This is a genomic window from Tahibacter sp. (assembly GCF_032229445.1).
GTDB lineage: Bacteria > Pseudomonadota > Gammaproteobacteria > Xanthomonadales > Rhodanobacteraceae > Tahibacter.
Genome location: NZ_JAVTWC010000026.1, coordinates 31100 through 46345, shown reverse-complemented (window position 1 = coordinate 46345; position 15246 = coordinate 31100). Strand labels below are relative to the sequence as shown.

14 protein-coding genes are annotated in these 15246 nt (G+C 65.8%); 10 read left to right on the top strand and 4 right to left on the bottom strand.

The features are described 5' to 3' along the window. Window positions 1-104: 104 nt before the first annotated feature. The 3 genes from RUU78_RS06020 to RUU78_RS06010 all read right to left on the bottom strand — a co-directional run bounded on the left by RUU78_RS06020 (window position 105) and on the right by RUU78_RS06010 (window position 3416). Entirely contained in the window at window positions 105-1466 is a 1362-nt protein-coding gene (locus tag RUU78_RS06020; RefSeq protein WP_313914685.1) for a hypothetical protein, read from the bottom strand. 103 nt (window positions 1467-1569) lie between these two features. Beyond that, a complete protein-coding gene (locus RUU78_RS06015) occupies window positions 1570-1935 on the bottom strand; it encodes a hypothetical protein (RefSeq protein WP_313914682.1) in 366 nt (121 codons plus the stop codon). Between the two features lie 284 nt (window positions 1936-2219). Next, window positions 2220-3416, bottom strand: a complete 1197-nt coding sequence (locus RUU78_RS06010; RefSeq protein WP_313914680.1) for a fatty acid desaturase — start codon at window positions 3414-3416, stop codon at window positions 2220-2222. 183 nt (window positions 3417-3599) lie between these two features. Between RUU78_RS06010 and RUU78_RS06005 the strand changes: the two genes are divergently transcribed. The 6 genes from RUU78_RS06005 (at window position 3600) to RUU78_RS05980 (ending at window position 9262) form a co-directional block, all read left to right on the top strand. Further along, window positions 3600-4364 carry an ABC transporter ATP-binding protein gene (locus RUU78_RS06005; RefSeq protein WP_313914677.1) on the top strand — a complete coding sequence of 255 codons (765 nt, stop codon included), beginning with the start codon at window positions 3600-3602 and terminating at the stop codon, window positions 4362-4364. Beyond that, on the top strand, window positions 4361-5116 hold the full coding sequence (locus RUU78_RS06000) for an ABC transporter permease subunit (protein WP_313914675.1): 756 nt from the start codon (window positions 4361-4363) through the stop codon (window positions 5114-5116). The genes RUU78_RS06005 and RUU78_RS06000 overlap by 4 nt, the downstream gene beginning before the upstream one ends. Then, window positions 5116-6468, top strand: a complete 1353-nt coding sequence (locus RUU78_RS05995; RefSeq protein WP_313914673.1) for a DUF4350 domain-containing protein — start codon at window positions 5116-5118, stop codon at window positions 6466-6468. The genes RUU78_RS06000 and RUU78_RS05995 overlap by 1 nt, the downstream gene beginning before the upstream one ends. A gap of 4 nt (window positions 6469-6472) precedes the next feature. Beyond that, the gene (locus tag RUU78_RS05990; RefSeq protein WP_313914672.1) at window positions 6473-7279 is read left to right on the top strand and encodes a hypothetical protein; all 807 of its coding nucleotides are present in this window, start codon (window positions 6473-6475) and stop codon (window positions 7277-7279) included. Next, a complete protein-coding gene (mutM, locus tag RUU78_RS05985; RefSeq protein WP_313914670.1) occupies window positions 7279-8091 on the top strand; it encodes a bifunctional DNA-formamidopyrimidine glycosylase/DNA-(apurinic or apyrimidinic site) lyase in 813 nt (270 codons plus the stop codon). The genes RUU78_RS05990 and mutM overlap by 1 nt, the downstream gene beginning before the upstream one ends. Before the next feature lie 94 nt (window positions 8092-8185). After that, window positions 8186-9262 (top strand): DUF4892 domain-containing protein, encoded by a 1077-nt coding sequence (locus tag RUU78_RS05980; RefSeq protein ID WP_313914668.1) that lies wholly within the window; start codon window positions 8186-8188, stop codon window positions 9260-9262. A 24-nt stretch (window positions 9263-9286) separates the two neighbouring features. Here the strand turns inward: RUU78_RS05980 and RUU78_RS05975 are convergent, their stop codons facing one another. Continuing rightward, the gene (locus RUU78_RS05975; protein ID WP_313914666.1) at window positions 9287-9907 is read right to left on the bottom strand and encodes a thymidine kinase; all 621 of its coding nucleotides are present in this window, start codon (window positions 9905-9907) and stop codon (window positions 9287-9289) included. Between the two features lie 299 nt (window positions 9908-10206). Between RUU78_RS05975 and RUU78_RS05970 the strand changes: the two genes are divergently transcribed. The 4 genes from RUU78_RS05970 to RUU78_RS05955 all read left to right on the top strand — a co-directional run bounded on the left by RUU78_RS05970 (window position 10207) and on the right by RUU78_RS05955 (window position 15199). After that, window positions 10207-12186, top strand: coding sequence for a UvrD-helicase domain-containing protein (locus RUU78_RS05970; RefSeq protein ID WP_313914665.1), 1980 nt, complete (start codon window positions 10207-10209; stop codon window positions 12184-12186). 107 nt (window positions 12187-12293) lie between these two features. Next, window positions 12294-13181 carry an HAD family acid phosphatase gene (locus RUU78_RS05965; protein WP_313914663.1) on the top strand — a complete coding sequence of 296 codons (888 nt, stop codon included), beginning with the start codon at window positions 12294-12296 and terminating at the stop codon, window positions 13179-13181. 7 nt (window positions 13182-13188) lie between these two features. Further along, window positions 13189-13908 (top strand): orotidine-5'-phosphate decarboxylase, encoded by a 720-nt coding sequence (gene pyrF, locus RUU78_RS05960; RefSeq protein ID WP_313914661.1) that lies wholly within the window; start codon window positions 13189-13191, stop codon window positions 13906-13908. Between the two features lie 370 nt (window positions 13909-14278). Beyond that, the gene (locus tag RUU78_RS05955) at window positions 14279-15199 is read left to right on the top strand and encodes a hypothetical protein (RefSeq protein WP_313914659.1); all 921 of its coding nucleotides are present in this window, start codon (window positions 14279-14281) and stop codon (window positions 15197-15199) included. The last annotated feature ends 47 nt before the right edge of the window (window positions 15200-15246 follow it).

Here is a 15246-nt window from a genome sequence, read left to right as displayed (position 1 = left end):
TTTTTATGGACTCCGACTCCCGGCGCAGGAACCTCAAGACTTGCGTGCCCGCTCCCGCCGCAGACCCGTCTTCCGAGCCCCCCGGCGTCGGGCCTGCTTTCGATTCAGCGGCTGACGGGCGCCAGATCCTGCTGATATGGCGGCGAGAACCAGAACGGTATGCGGTACTCGATCGGCTTGGCCTCGGCGGAGGCGCCGGAGTTCCAGCCCACGCGCAGTTCGTGCCGGCCCGGCGCGAGTCCGGCCAGGCTCAGGTAGCCTTGCAGGCCGCGCTGGCCAATGTCGCGGCGCTCGGCCAGCACGAAGCCCGCGAGATCGACCGGTGTCGCGTCGATCGTGACCTGCCACAACCCGGCCAGACAGGACTGGCGTTGCGCGCGCTCCGCGCTCTTTGCACAGCGCTGGCGCAGCACCGCGTTGTCGCGGTCGGGGAGATAGGGCAGGAACAGGCGCAGGTGGCCGTCGGCCACGAGGTCCGAAGGAATCAGGGGCACGCGCGACAACGCATCGTGTGCGCTACTGCGCAGGCTTTCGTAGTGCGCGCTGCGCAGCCCGTCGTCGGCATCCGCGTCGGCGAAATAGTCATAGCTGGCGATCAGCGCAAACTGGCGCACCGCTTTTTCCTGCACGGAGCCGAGTACCAGCGTGCACGTGATGAGCAGCAGGAACACGGCGGAAAACGTCCAGCGCGGCAGGTTGCTTTCCAGCGACAGCTGCACCGGCAGCACCAGCCGCTGTGCGAACAGCAGGCGCTGCAGCCGGACCAGACTTTCCACGAGCCGGCGGCGCCAGGTCGCGATCGGCGTCGGTCTTACCCGCGCCAGCCACGCGCTGTCGAGCAGCAGGGTCGGAAAGACGATGCCCAGACTCAGCAGCACGAAGGCATACGCTCCGATCCCGCCGGCCGGCTCCGCCTCCCATCCGAACAGCCGGGCCAGCCCCATGGCGAGCAGCGTGAGCACCGACAGCAATGCGCCGATCCACAGGACCGACAGCGCAACGAGGCTGACCAGCGCAAACACGATGGACGCGGCCTGGTCTGCCGCATCGATCGTCGCGTCGAGATCGACGACCGTGCGGCGATGGTAGTCCCGTGTGATCGGACCGACGCTGCGGATGGCATCCCAGCGAATGCCGGCCGGAAACGCTGCCTTGAGTCCGATCAGGCCTACCCAGTAGGCGCGTACGGCCAGATGCAGCAGGAAGGCACCGGCCAGGGTCATGCTCAGGCCACTGGCGAGCTGGAATGCCAGCGAGATCAGCAGATGGCGCTGCCCTGCGGCATGGACTTCCAGCCGTGCCCAATGCTCGAACAGCCAGCCCGGCAGGGCGAGCAACGCGAGCAGGCTGATGCCAGAGATGATCAGTTCCAGCTCGTCGGTACGCTCGCGCAGGCTTTCGAAGGCGACTCGGCGCTGTTGCGCGGCCCGCGTGGAATCGCCGGCCGGTTCTGCAGATGGACTCACGAAAGAAATTCCGGGACTCAGGTCCCCGGAAGTCTAGACCGCGCGGGGCCCTGGTTGCGCCCGCCGCACAGCGGCGGGCGCGAAGAACACGTCGTAGTCCTCGTCACTCGCCCTTCGAGGCAGCCTGACAGCCCAGCAGATCCTTGTCGTTGATGACCCAGGTGTCCTTGGTCGCGCACAGACCCACGTCCTCGAGAATGCATTCGTCGCCGTCCTCGTCGACGACACGGACATCGTAGGAGGCGCACGGCACGTCGGTCAGCGTGAAGGTTTCACCGTTCTCAATCGTCTTGTCGCCGAGCTGGTCAGGACCCCATTCCCGCTCGCTGTGCGGTGCAATATAGAACTCGTGAATTGCCCACGACGACTTGTTGGTGATGACGACCTTGGAATTATTCTCCGACGCGGACGCGGCGGATGAAGCGAATACGGCAACGGCGGCCAGCGCAAAACCAGTCAGCTTTTTCACGGTGTTTCCCCCATAAGGCGCAACGTGCGCGGTCGCATTGTTCGTTGCCGCACAATTCCGCGCAATAGGCGAATTCCGTCACAGATTGACGCGATTTTTCCCTCCGTACGCCCAGAGAAACGGCTTGGGGGAACGACCCGGATGCGTCACCGGCATACTCGGTCGGGCAGCCCCCTTACGCTCTGCGAGGACGGCGAGTAGCCGGCACTCGCGAAGCCTAGCCAAAAACGACGAGGGCGCCATTGGCGCCCTCGTCGTCCTACATTGTGGAGAATGTACTTTTTTCAGTGGGCTGTGGCCAGGGAATAACCCTTGAGCCGCGCGGCGAAATCCTGCAGCGCGCGGATACCACTGGCTTCGGCCTCGCGACACCACTGCATGAGGCCTTCGAGCATGGCTTCACCATTGCGGCTTTCCATGAGTTCGTGCAGACGGCCGCGATACTCCATGACGGTCGCCATGGTCGGACGCTGGCTGACCCACTGCCCCAGGCGTTCGCGCGCGTCGCTGTCGAGCCAGCGGCCGCCGCTGGACAGGGCCTTGCGCAGACGGCGTGGCATGTCCTTGAGGTTGCCGCCGGCCCGCGCGGCTTCCTCGCGCAGCGTCGGACGGATGACGCCGCCGAAGTAGTCGGTCATGACCTGGAACTTGTGCGCGAGCAGGGCCTTGATCGTGTCACCGTCCGGCAGATGCATGTTCGGCCGCACGTCCAGCGACGGCGCCACACGCAGCACCTTCGCCATGCCGACGAACTCGAAGCTCTTGATCGCCATCCAGCCGATGTCGAGTTCCCACTTGCGCAGGGCGAACTTGGACGAACTCGGGAACGCGTGATGATTGTTATGCAGTTCTTCACCGCCGATGATCAGGCCCCACGGGGTCAGGTTCGTCGCCGTGTCGTTGCTTTCGAAATTGCGGTAACCCCACCAATGGCCGAGACCGTTGACGACGCCAGCCGCCCAGAAGGGGATCCAGATCATCTGGCAGGCCCAGATCACGACACCCCAGAGACCGAACAGCGCGAAGCTCAGGAACAGCATCAGGGTGGGGCCGACTTCCGGTATCGCCGAATAGACGCGGCGCTCGATCCAGTCGTTCGGCGTACCCAGGCCGTACTTGTCCATGGTCTCGCTGTTGCGACGTGCCTGGCGGTACAGGTCGACACCATCCCAGAGGACTTTCTTGATGCCGTAGATGACCGGGCTGTGCGGGTCTTCGTCGGTCTCGCACTTGGCGTGGTGCTTGCGATGGATCGCGACCCATTCCTTGGTAACCATGGCGGTGGAGAACCAGGTCCAGAAACGGAAGAAATGATTGAGCAGCGGATGGAAATCGACGCCGCGATGGGCCTGGCTGCGATGCAGATACAGCGTGACCGAGAAGATCGTCAGCTGCGTGACGAGAAAGAAATATCCAACCAACCACGGCCAACTGGCCTGGGTCAGTCCCCCAGTCAGAAATTCAGTGATCGCGTTAAACATAAGTTAAGAAGTCGGCGAAGTGGAAGGCGAGCGAAGACTATACGCGACGAGGTTTGTGGGGACTATATGAAGCAATCCAAGTGCCAGGCACGCAAACGTTCGTTTTGCCGCCGATTCTGAACCGACCTGTCACTAGCCGGCGCCCTTGTGGCCTCAGCGGCGCATAGCCACAATCCGGCCCCTGTGACCGACCCCGCCTCCGTACCCGTGCTTCGCATCGACCGCATCACTCGCCGGCTCGCGGGACGCGTTGCCGTCAATGCGTTGAGCCTCGAGGTCGCGCGCGGCGCCGTGCTGGGCCTGCTCGGCGTCAATGGCGCCGGCAAGTCGACCACGCTGCGCATGATCGCCGGCGTGCTCGCGCCGGACGATGGCCGTGTGCTGCTTGACGGCGCGGACCTCTACGAACATCCCGGCCTCGGCCGGCGCGGCATCGGTTATCTGCCCGAACGCGCACCGCTGCACGCGGAACTCCGCGTCACCGAATTCCTGGTGTTCTGCGGGCGATTGCATGGCCTGCCACAGCGCGAGGCCATGGCCGCGACACGGCGTGAAATCGAACGCTGCGATCTCGGCGAGGTGCAACAGCGCCTGATCGGTCAGCTCTCCAAGGGCTTCCAGCAGCGCGTCGGCATCGCACAGGCCTTGCTGCACACGCCGGCACTGGTCGTGCTCGACGAACCCGCGTCGGGCCTGGACCCGGTGCAATCGCTGCGCATGCGCGAACTCATCGCCGGTCTGCGCGACCGCCACGCGGTCATCCTGTCCACGCATCTGCTGTCCGAAGCGGAGGCCTGCTGCGACCGCATCGCCATCCTGCACCGTGGGCAATTGCGCCAGCTTGCGCCGGTGACCCCCGGCGAAACCGCGCGGCTGGAGCAGGTCTTCCTGCGCATTGCCGCCGATCTGGATCCCGCCCACCACGACCCGGCGGTCGCCGCCGCATGAGCGCGAGCCTGGTCCTTGCGCGACACGAATGGCGACGCCTGCGCGTGCAGGCCTGGCCCTGGGTGCTCATGGCCGGCGTCCTCGGGCTGCTGGCCTGGATCTTCCTCAGCCGGCTCGACACCTTCCTTCGACTGCAGGAAAGCACCGGCAACGCAGCCTCGATCGGCGCGACCGCACAGGTCGCCGCACCCGTGCTGGGCTGGCTCGCGATCGTGCTGCTGGTGCTGGTCCCGATCCTTGGCTCGCGCACGATTGCGGGCGAGCGACGGGCGCACTCGCTGAGCCTGCTACTCGCCGCAGGTGTCGGCGACGGCGCCATCGCCATCGGCAAGTGGCTGGGCCTGTGGGGTTGGCTGCTACTGCTGATTGCGCTGACGGCGCTGATGCCGCTGAGCCTGCTCGGCACGACCGAGCTCGATCTCGGCCGGCTCAGTGCGAACCTGCTCGCGTTGGCGCTGCATGCGGCGGCACTCGCGGCCGTGGCACTCTATGCCTCGAGCGTCACCAGCCAGCCGGTACTGGCGACCGCGCTCGCGCTGCTGATCAATATCGTGCTCTGTGCCATCGACCTGGGCGCGCGCGCGGCCGGTGTCAGTCACAGCCTGATCAACTGGCTCGCCCTGCCGACGCATTTCGGTCCGTTGAGCGATGGCATCGTCGCCAGCGTCGATCTGGTCTGGTTCGGCCTCGTCACGGCGGTGTTCCTCGCCCTGACGGCGCGCCAGATCGGCAGTCTGCGGAGCGCGGACTGATGCGCGGCGGATTCGGGCGTCTCGTCCATGCGCTGCTGTGTCTGGCCCTGGCGGGACTGGTCGGCTTTCTGAGTACACGCTTTGGTTTCCGCAGCGACTGGAGCGCGGCGCGGGGCGCCTCGCTGGCGCCGCAAAGCGTGCAGCTGGTCGGGCGGCTCGATGCACCCGTCGACGTGATTTCCTACGCGGGCGACGTCGGCACCTTGCGCCCGGCCATCGCGGCCTTCGTCGCGCGCTATCGTGAACACAAGCCGGATATCACGCTGCAGTTCGTCGATCCGGCGGCGGATCCTGCGGCAATGCGTGCGCTCGGCGTGCGCGTCGACGGCGAGATCGAGCTGCGCTACCGGGGCCGCAGCGAGCGCGTGCAGCGGCTTACCGAACAGGAATTCTCCAACGCGCTGCTACGCCTGTCGCGCACGCAGGAGCGCATGGTCGCGTTCCTCTCCGGCGACGGCGAACGCAAGCCCGACGGCAGCGCCAACGCCGACCTCGGCCAGTTCACCGCGCTGCTGCTCGCCCAGGGCGTACGCTGCGTGCCGCTGGTGCTCGGCAGCGGTGCGCGCATTCCCGACAACACCGACCTGCTCGTCATCGCTAACCCGCGCAGCGCGGTCGCTGCGCCGGTCGTGGCCGAGATCATCGACTGGGTCGAACGTGGCGGTGCGTTGCTATGGCTGGTCGAGCCCGCCGAAAACGCAGGCCTGGAAACGCTGGCCGACACCTTGTCGGTGCGCGTGCTGCCGGGCCTGCTCGTCGACGGCAGCGGTGCGAGCCTGGGCCTGGGCGATCCGAGTTTCGTCGCACTCGGCCAGTATCCGGATCACGCGATCACGCGCGGCCTGGAACAGACCACTCTGCTGCCGCAGGCAGTCGCGCTTGCGCAACTGACCGCGCCACGCTGGCAGGTTCAGCCGCTGCTGCGCAGCAGCGCACAGAGCTGGAGCGAAACCGGTGCGATGCCCAAGGCCGGCGAATCCACTGCGACGATCCGATTCGACGCGGATAGCGACGAAATGCGCGGACCGCTCGACCTTGCCTTCGCATTACAACGCCTGTCGCCGCGACCGGACCGGCGCGAACAGCGCGCGGTGGTCATCGGCGACGGCGATTTCATGTCCAACCAGTTCCTCGGCAACGGCGGCAACCGCGAACTCGGCCAGCGCATCTTCAACTGGCTGCTGGCCGACGATGCGCTGATCGAAGTGCCCGACCGCGGCGCACCCGACCGGCTGATCCGGATGTCTCAGGCGCGCCTGAGTGTGATCGGCGTCGGACTCCTCATCGGACTGCCGCTGCTGCTCGCGCTCGTCGGCGGCGGTATCGCCTGGCGCCGGCGTCGGCGGCGCTGATCCAATGCGCCGGCAGCTGCGCCAGAACCTCGTACTCGCAGGCATCGTCGCACTGGCGGCGGTGACGGTCTGGCTCGTGGTGCTACGGGAGCAGGCCGCGATCGGGCTGCCGCTTACCGCGATCGACACTACGCAGACCCAACAACTGCGCGTGCGCAACGGCGACCGGCCGGCGCGTCATTTCGAGCGCCGTGACGGCGTCTGGTGGATGCGCGAACCGTACGTACTGCCGGCGCACGCCGATGCCATCGGCCGCCTGCTCACGATCGTGCGCGCCGCACCGCGGTCGCGCCATGCACGCGCACAATTCGATCTCGCCCGCATCGGTCTCGATCCGCCACAGGCCGTGCTCGAACTCGACGGTGTGCCGATCACCTTCGGCCTTACCGACGCGATCCGCGGCGACCGCTATGTGCTCAGCGATCAGACCGTCGCGTTGATGCCCGACCGGTTCAGCGCCTGGCTGCTGGCGCCGGCCGAATCGGAACTCGACCATCGCCTGGCGGCTCCGCTGGGCACGCTCACGGACGTCATGATTGACGGCCAGAGCCGGCCCGAACTCGCTGCCGCCTGGCAACAGGTGACGACGAGCCAGGTCGCCGCGGCGCAGGCCGCGCCAGCGATGTCGACGATCACGGTGGAACTCATTGCCGCCGACAGTACACGCCTTCGCTATACGTTGTGGCGCCGCGACGACGGCCGCTATGCCGCGCTGCGCGGCGAGCCCGCACTGCTCTATCCGCTCGACGAAATCCAGATGCAGCATCTGCTGCCGGCTACGAATGCCGGCGCCGCCGCGACGGTGCGCTGATGCCCGAACTGCCCGAAGTCGAAACCACCCGCCGCGGTCTCGCGCCGCACCTGATCGGCCGGCGCGTGGAAAATCTGATCGTGCGCCAGCCCAAGCTGCGCTGGCCGATCGCCGCGGCCCTGCGCGAACAGCTGCCGGGCCAGCGCGTCGACGATATCGAACGCCGCGCCAAATACCTGCTCGTTCATACGATGGCCGGCAGCGCGCTGCTGCACCTGGGCATGTCCGGCTCGCTGCGCGTGCTGCCCGAGGCCACGCCGCCGGGCACGCATGACCATATCGACTGGCGCCTGGATTCCGGCCAGGTCCTGCGCTACACCGATCCGCGCCGCTTCGGCTGCCAGCTGTGGCAGAACCCCGGCGAGGTGCACGAACTCCTGGCCGGCCTCGGCCCCGAGCCGCTGTCGGACACATTCGACGGCGACCTGCTCTGGCAGCTGTCGCGTGGCCGCAAGAGCGCAGTGAAGCTGTTTCTGATGGACCAGAAGATCGTCGTCGGCGTCGGCAACATCTATGCGGCCGAGGCGCTGTTTGCCGCCGCCATCCATCCGGCCCGCGCTGCCGGACAGATTTCGCGCGCGCGCTACCGAGATCTCGCCGCAGCGGTGAAGCGCATCCTGGCTTATGCGATCCGTCGCGGCGGCACGACGCTGCGCGATTTCATCAGTCCCGACGGCCTGCCCGGCTATTTCGAGCAGGAGCTGTACGTCTATGGCCGCACGGGCCTGCCCTGCAGGAACTGCGCGACGCCGATCAAGGCATCGGTGCTGGGCCAGCGCAGCACATTCCACTGCCCGCGTTGCCAGCGTTGACGGTAGCCAGACGCCGGCGCATTTCAGGGTTCGGCGCCGGCTTGCGTTGTTACTGATCAGGCCACGCGGTGTGGCCCTCCAACCGAGGTGCCCAATGTCCCTGCGACTGCTGTCTGCCGTGCTGCTGAGCCTGTTCGCCTCGCTGGCGCTGGCCGATGCGACCATTCCCACCGCTGACAAGGCCGGTACGGCCGATCCCGCGGGTCTGGGCCGCTATGAGGGCGCCTTCATCGTCGAACAGCAGGCCAAGGCCTACGACGAGCTCATACTGCCGACCGCTGCGCTGACGCCGGATCCGGACGACGAGAAACGCGACGGCATGAACAACCGCCTGATGCGCAGCGCGTCGCAGCTCGGCCTGGAGGGCAAGCTCACACGCACGGTCTACGTGCTGCCCGCCGGCCGCAGTCCGCTCGAAGTGCTGCGCAACTACCAGCAGCTGATCCAGGACAAGGGCGGCCAGTCGCTGTACGAATGCAAGGCGGAGAACTGCGGCGGCGATGTCACGTCCGGCGCCACCCACGGGGGCGGCCAGCAGGGGCTGCTCAACTACCTGTTTCCCAAGAGCGCGGTCACTGAGGAGAGCTTCAGCAACGCGGCCTGCGCGGTCGACGTCAACCTCGCCGACCTGCGCTACGGCGTCGCGAAGTTCAGCGCGACCGGCAATGACACCCACGTCGCCGTGCTCGCCTTCACTGCCAAGGACGACCTGTACTGCAAGGCGCTCAACGAACGCACCGTCGCAATCGTCGTCACGCTGGAAGCCAAGGCGCGCGAGCAGAAGATGGTCACGCTCAAGGCCAGCGAGATGGCGCAGGCCATCGCCAGCGACGGCAAGGTCGCGGTCTACGGCATCTATTTCGATTTCGACAAGGCCGACCTCAAGCCCGAATCCACCCCGCAGCTCGACGAGATCGCCGGACTGCTCAAGGCCGACGGCGCGCTCAGGCTCGTCGTCGCCGGCCATACCGACAACCAGGGCGGCGCCGCCTACAATCTGGATTTGTCCAAAAAGCGCGCCGATGCCGTGGTTGCGGCACTGAGTGGGAACTACGGAATTGCCGCAGACCGCCTGCTGGCCCAGGGCATGGGCAGCGCCGCGCCGGTCGCGAGCAACGACGACGAGGCGGGCCGGGCGAAGAACCGTCGCGTGGAACTCGTCAAGCAGTGAACCGATGCGGTAAGGGACCGGCGCTCACAGCGCCAGCTCGGCCTGCTTGAGTTCGATGCGGCCTTCGCCGCTCGTGATCTTCTTGAATTCCGCACGGCTGACGGAAACATAGCGGTCATTGCCGCCGATCTCGACCTGGGGCCCCTGGGTCACGGCGCGGCCGTGCTCGTCGACACGCACGACCATCGTGGCCTTGCGACCGGTATGGCAGATGGTCTTGATTTCGGTGAACGAGTCGGCCCAGGCGAGCAGGTACTGGCTGCCTTCGAACAGTTCGCCTCGAAAATCGGTGCGCAGTCCGTAGGCCAGCACCGGGATGTTCAGCACGTCGACGATCTCAGTCAGCTGCCAGACCTGTGACTTACTCAGGAACTGGGCCTCGTCGACCAGAACGCAGTTGAGCGCGCCGTTCGCGGCGAGGTCGCTGTGCGTCATCGCCAGCAGATCGTCGCCGCGCTCGAAGATGCGACCGTTCGCCTTCAGGCCGATGCGCGAGGCAACCACGCCTTCGCCGTAACGATCGTCCAGCCGCGGTGTCAGGATCAGCGTGCGCATGCCGCGCTCGTGGTAGTTGTGCGCGCTCTGCAGCAGGGTCGTGGTCTTCCCGGCATTCATGGCCGAGTAGTAGAAATAGAGCTTGGCCATGGTCCGGTCGACATGGGCGGGTGCGCATGATAACGGCAGAAGCGAGGCTGGTCGCCTGCAATGGATGAATCGGAAGTGGGATCGCGAAGGAACCGTCGTGCAGTACGCCGCTGCAGAGCGAGGCCAATAGCCCGAGCGAATGGCCGAGTGAGCACCACGTTCTGCGCGGCCAGGACGAGTGAGCTGCTATCGACCCATCCGTTTCAGGCCACTAGGAGCAGGCCGCCGCCACGGGCAGAATAGGCGGCCTTGCGCCGCTAGCCTGTGGCCGCACCGCCTGACCTGCGATAAGCCACACCATGCTCAATCCCGCCCAACGCGCCGCCGTCGATTACTGCGATGGCCCGCTGCTCGTACTCGCCGGCGCCGGCTCGGGCAAGACCAGCGTCATCACGCAGAAGATCGCCCACCTGGTGTCGCGACGGAACCTACCGGCGAAAAAGATCGCGGCGATCACCTTCACCAACAAGGCCGCGCGCGAAATGCGCGAACGTGTCGCCAAGCTGGTCCCGGCCGATGCGGCGAGCGAGCTGACCGTCTGCACCTTCCATGCGATGGGACTGAAGTTCCTCCAGATCGAGCATGCCAAGCTCGGTCTCAAGCGCGGTTTTTCGATACTCGATGCCGACGACGGCGAGTCGATCATCAAGGACCTGCTGCCCAAGGGGCTGAAGAACGACCAGCTCTGGGCACTGCGCAACCTCGTGTCGACCGCCAAGAACAACGGCCTGGATCCTGCCCAGGCCATCGCCGCGGCGCGCAGTCCGCGCGAACTCGAAGCGGCGCAGCTGTACGAGGGTTACCAGCGCCGCCTCACCGCGTTCAACGCGGTGGACTTCGACGACCTGATCCGCCTGCCGTTGACCTTGCTCGAACGCGACGAGGAAACGCGGAGCGCCTGGCAGGAACGCATCCGCTATTTGCTCGTCGATGAGTACCAGGACACCAACTCGGCCCAGTACCGCCTGATCCGCAATCTGTGCGGACCGCGCGGGGCGTTCACCGCAGTCGGCGACGACGACCAGTCGATCTATGCCTGGCGCGGTGCGAATCCGGAAAACCTCGATGATCTTGCGCGCGACTATCCGGCCCTCAAAGTGGTCAAGCTCGAACAGAACTACCGCTGCGGCAAGCGCATCCTGCGCGCGGCCAACAAGCTGATCGCGAATAATCCGCACAAGCACCTGAAACAGCTCTTCAGCGAGCTGCCCGACGGCCCGCCGATCCGCGTAATGGAGTGCAGAGACAGCGAGCACGAAGCCGAGCGCGTCGCCGCCGACCTCACCCATCTGGCCGAGAAGAACAAGGCGACCTGGCACGAGTTCGCGATCCTCTACCGTGGCAACCACCAGTCGCGCGCGCTGGAAAAAGCACTGCGTCTGGCGCGCGTGCCGTATCACATCAGCGGCGGCACCGCATTCCTCGATCGCGGCGAGGTCAAGGACATCCTGGCCTACCTGCGCCTGATCTCGAACCCCGAGGACGACTCGGCTTTTTTGCGTATTGCCAATATTCCACGACGCGACATTGGCGCGACGACGCTGGAAAAGCTCGGCGAAATGGCCCAGCAGCGCCATGCCTCGCTGCTCGAAGCAGCGCAGAGCGACGGTGTGCTCAAGCAGCTCGCGCCGCGTTCGGCCTCGTCGCTGGCCGGCTTCGCCGACCTCATCGCCACGCTGCGCGCGCAGTCGCGCCAACTCGGCGCGGCCGATCTCGTCGAAGAACTCATCCGGCGCACGCACTACGCCGAGCATCTGATCGCCGAAATCAAGGATCCGGCCGCGCGCCAGCGCCGCCTGGACAACCTGACCGAACTGGCCGAGTGGTTCCGCGCCATGCAGAAGGGCGCGAGCAGCGCCGGCGATCTCGCGGCGCAGCTTGCGCTGCTGACACATTCCGACCGCGACGATCCCGGCAACGCGGTGCGCCTCATGACCCTGCATGGCGCCAAGGGCCTGGAATTCCGCTTCGTCTTCATCGTCGGAGTGGAGGATGGCCAACTGCCGCACGAGGGCGGCATCGAGGAAGGCCGTCTCGACGAGGAGCGCCGCCTGATGTACGTCGGCATCACGCGCGCCAAGGAGCGCCTGTGCCTGAGCTATGCGGCACGCTCACGCCGCTTCGGCCAGATCCTCAAGAACGACCCGAGCCGGTTCCTCACCGAAATTCCTGCCGACGACCTGCACTGGGACGGCCGCGACGCCGAGCAGGACGCGCAGTCCAAGAAGGACGTGGCTGCGTCGCATCTCGCGCGGCTCGCGAGCCTGCTCGCCGACTGATTGCACACGGCGTGCGACGCACGGCGCGGTCAGGCGCAGTACGCCTCGGGACGCGTCGCAGCAGCACGCTACAATCGGCGGTCCCTGCAAACCGGAGCCGCCCCGCGATGAAACGCTTCACCGCCCTGTTGCCCCTGCTGCTGCTTGCCGCCTGCGCAGCCAACCCGCCGCGCACGGCCGCGCCGACCGAACCAGAAGCCCCGAAACCGCCGCCGCTGACGTATGCAGAAACCAATCTCAATGCGACGCTGTGGGCACAGGGCACGGTCGAGCACGACATGACGTATCGCGGCATCTATGCGCAGGCCACGCGCCAGCTCACCGCGGCCCTCAAACAGAAAGACTGGGACGCACTGCCGAAAGGGGAGCGCAAGAAACCGGCCAAGGGGCTGAAGCCTGCCGTGATCGTCGACGTCGACGAGACCGTGCTGGACAACTCGCCCTATCAGGCGCGCCTGATCCGCGACGGCAAGGAATTCGACGAGTTCAGCTGGGACCTGTGGTGCCGCGAACAGCGCGCCCAGCCGCTGCCCGGCGCGCTGGATTTTGCCAAGGCCGCCGCCGCGAAGGGGGTGACGGTTTTCTACCTGACCAACCGCGCCCAGCACCTCAATGAAGCGACGCTCGCAAACCTGCGCAGCGCAGGTTTTCCGGTATCCGACAAGGAAACCGTGTTCCTGGGCCTGGGCACGGTCGTCGAAGATTGCGAAGCCAGCGGCAGCGACAAGGGTTGCCGGCGCGAACTGATCGGCCGTCGCTATCGCGTACTCGCGCTCGTCGGCGACCAGCTCGGCGACTTCATCGACGTCGACAACAATACCGTCGCGGCACGCGCCGACGCGGCCAAGCCCTACGACGCCTGGTTCGGCGAACGCTGGTTCATGCTGCCCAACCCGACCTACGGATCCTGGGACAGCGCCGTACTTGGCAACCAGCGCGGTGCCGAAGCGCCCGTGAAGCACCAGATCCGACGCGATGCGCTGCGCACCGAATGAGGCCGACATGATTCCTGCGATCAAACCCATCGATGTGCGCGACCGGCTGATCTTCGCGCTGGACGTACCTACGCGCGCGGAGGCGCTCGAGTGGATCGACCGTCTCGGCGATGCGGTCACCTTCTACAAGATCGGCATGGAACTGCTGACCAGCGGGGAATATTTCCAGGTGCTCGCCGACCTGGCCGGGCGCGGCAAGAAAATCTTCGTCGACCTGAAGTTCTTCGACGTCCCGGCGACGGTCGCTTCGGCCGTAAAGGGCCTGACCCGCTACCCCGTATATTTCTGCACTATCCATGGCAACGACGGCATGATGCGCGCGGCGGCGCAGGTGAAGGGCGACATTAAACTGCTCGCCGTCACCGCACTGACGAGCCTGGACCAGCACGACCTGGACGACCTGGGTTTCCAGTGCGATGCGGAGCAGCTCGTGCTGTCGCGCGCGAAGGCGGCGCTGGCGGCCGGTTGCGACGGTGTCGTGTCGTCCGGGCTTGAAGTGCCGGCATTGCGCCGCGAAGTGGACCACGCGCTGATCACGGTCTGTCCGGGCATACGACCGGTCGGCAACAGCGACGACCAGAAGCGCACACTCGACGTGGCTGAGGCCTTCGCGGCAGGCGCGGACTACATCGTGGTCGGACGCCCCGTGCGCCAGGCGCCAGACCCGCGCGCCGCCGCACTCGCGATCCGACAGACCATCAGCGACACGCTCGCCGCCGGCCTGTAGTCCGCCGGCGCGGAACGCGGCTTGCGTCGGATATCAGCAAGCGCGGCGCCGTGACGAGAAAACTCGATACAAATCATAAAGATATTTGATACATCATAAGATGTTGCATTAACTCGATTCAGCCAGTACGATGCTCGCCGTACCTGAACCCAGACGCGGCAACAATTACACATAGCCGACCGCGCTCGACAATGCGATTCCCCCTCCGGCCCTGCCGGATTTGCCCGGACTGTTCGCAAGAACATCCGGGTTTTTCTTGTCTGCAGGCTGCGATTTGCGCGGCCGCGCGCCCTCAATGTTTGCTGGAATGCGCAACCGCACTCGGCTAGAGTGCATCGCTGTTTGACCAATCAAACCCTTGGGGAAAGACATGTCCACGAAATTCGCTCGCGTCGCGCTGGCCGCGGCTCTCGGTTTTGCACTGGTCGGCTGTGGCAAGGATGAGCCGCCTGCCGCGCCGCCCCCGGCTGTTGCGGCCAAGGCAGCTGCCACGCCTGATGGCGCCATCCTGGCTTCGGTCGGCCACCTGAAGACCGGCAACATCGACGGCCTGATGCAGAGCGTGCTGCCGCCCGACGAATACGCCAAGGCCAAGGCCGAGTATTCCAAGGAAATGAACAAGGAGCCGGCCTCCGAAGAAGACAAGGCCAAGTTCGCCGAGAACATGGCCAAGCTGACCGCCGCCGACGCCGAAGCTCAGCTCTGGGCCGAGCTGGAACCCAAGCTCAAGGAAATGGACGCCCAGATGGCACAGCAGATGCCGATGATGGTTGCCATGGGCAAGGGCTTCATCCAGAGCTCGATCCAGCAGAACCAGGAACTTAACGAAGCGCAGAAGCTGCAGGCCACGCAGGCCGTCGATGCCCTCGGCAACTGGGTCAGCACGGCCAAGTTCACGGATCCGGGCCTGGCGCAGAAATCCATCAAGATCGTCTGCGACACCGCGCGCAAGATCAACCTCAAGACCCTCGACGAAGCGCGCGCGCTGAGCTACGAGCAGGCCATGAGCAAGTTCGGCGTGGCCTACCTCGGCCTCAAGGATGTGCTCGCGCTGTACGGCTTCTCGATCGACCAGACGCTGGATTCGGTCAAGGCCGAAACGCTTTCCTCGGACGCCACGACGGCCAAGGTCAAGATCAGCTACTCGCTGCTCAACACTCCGCTCAGCGCCGAAAGCGACCTGGTCAAGCTCGGCGACCGCTGGTACGGCAAGGAAATGCTGGAAGGCCTGAAGAAGAAGGACGCTGCGGAAGTGGCGCCTGCTCCGGCCCCGGCTCCGGCGACCAACTGATATCGGCCGGGTTTCATCGGCCGGTTTATTGGCCGATTTAACGTGCC

Coding starts and splice junctions, on each gene's coding strand:
- mutM (WP_313914670.1), top strand. CDS start 7,279: ATGCCCGAACTGCCCGAAGTCGAAACCACCCGCCGCGGTCTCGCGCCG.
- RUU78_RS05980 (WP_313914668.1), top strand. CDS start 8,186: ATGTCCCTGCGACTGCTGTCTGCCGTGCTGCTGAGCCTGTTCGCCTCG.
- RUU78_RS05955 (WP_313914659.1), top strand. CDS start 14,279: ATGTCCACGAAATTCGCTCGCGTCGCGCTGGCCGCGGCTCTCGGTTTT.
- RUU78_RS05975 (WP_313914666.1), bottom strand. CDS start 9,907: ATGGCCAAGCTCTATTTCTACTACTCGGCCATGAATGCCGGGAAGACC.
- RUU78_RS06000 (WP_313914675.1), top strand. CDS start 4,361: ATGAGCGCGAGCCTGGTCCTTGCGCGACACGAATGGCGACGCCTGCGC.
- RUU78_RS05965 (WP_313914663.1), top strand. CDS start 12,294: ATGAAACGCTTCACCGCCCTGTTGCCCCTGCTGCTGCTTGCCGCCTGC.
- RUU78_RS05970 (WP_313914665.1), top strand. CDS start 10,207: ATGCTCAATCCCGCCCAACGCGCCGCCGTCGATTACTGCGATGGCCCG.
- RUU78_RS05990 (WP_313914672.1), top strand. CDS start 6,473: ATGCGCCGGCAGCTGCGCCAGAACCTCGTACTCGCAGGCATCGTCGCA.
- RUU78_RS05995 (WP_313914673.1), top strand. CDS start 5,116: ATGCGCGGCGGATTCGGGCGTCTCGTCCATGCGCTGCTGTGTCTGGCC.
- pyrF (WP_313914661.1), top strand. CDS start 13,189: ATGATTCCTGCGATCAAACCCATCGATGTGCGCGACCGGCTGATCTTC.
- RUU78_RS06010 (WP_313914680.1), bottom strand. CDS start 3,416: ATGTTTAACGCGATCACTGAATTTCTGACTGGGGGACTGACCCAGGCC.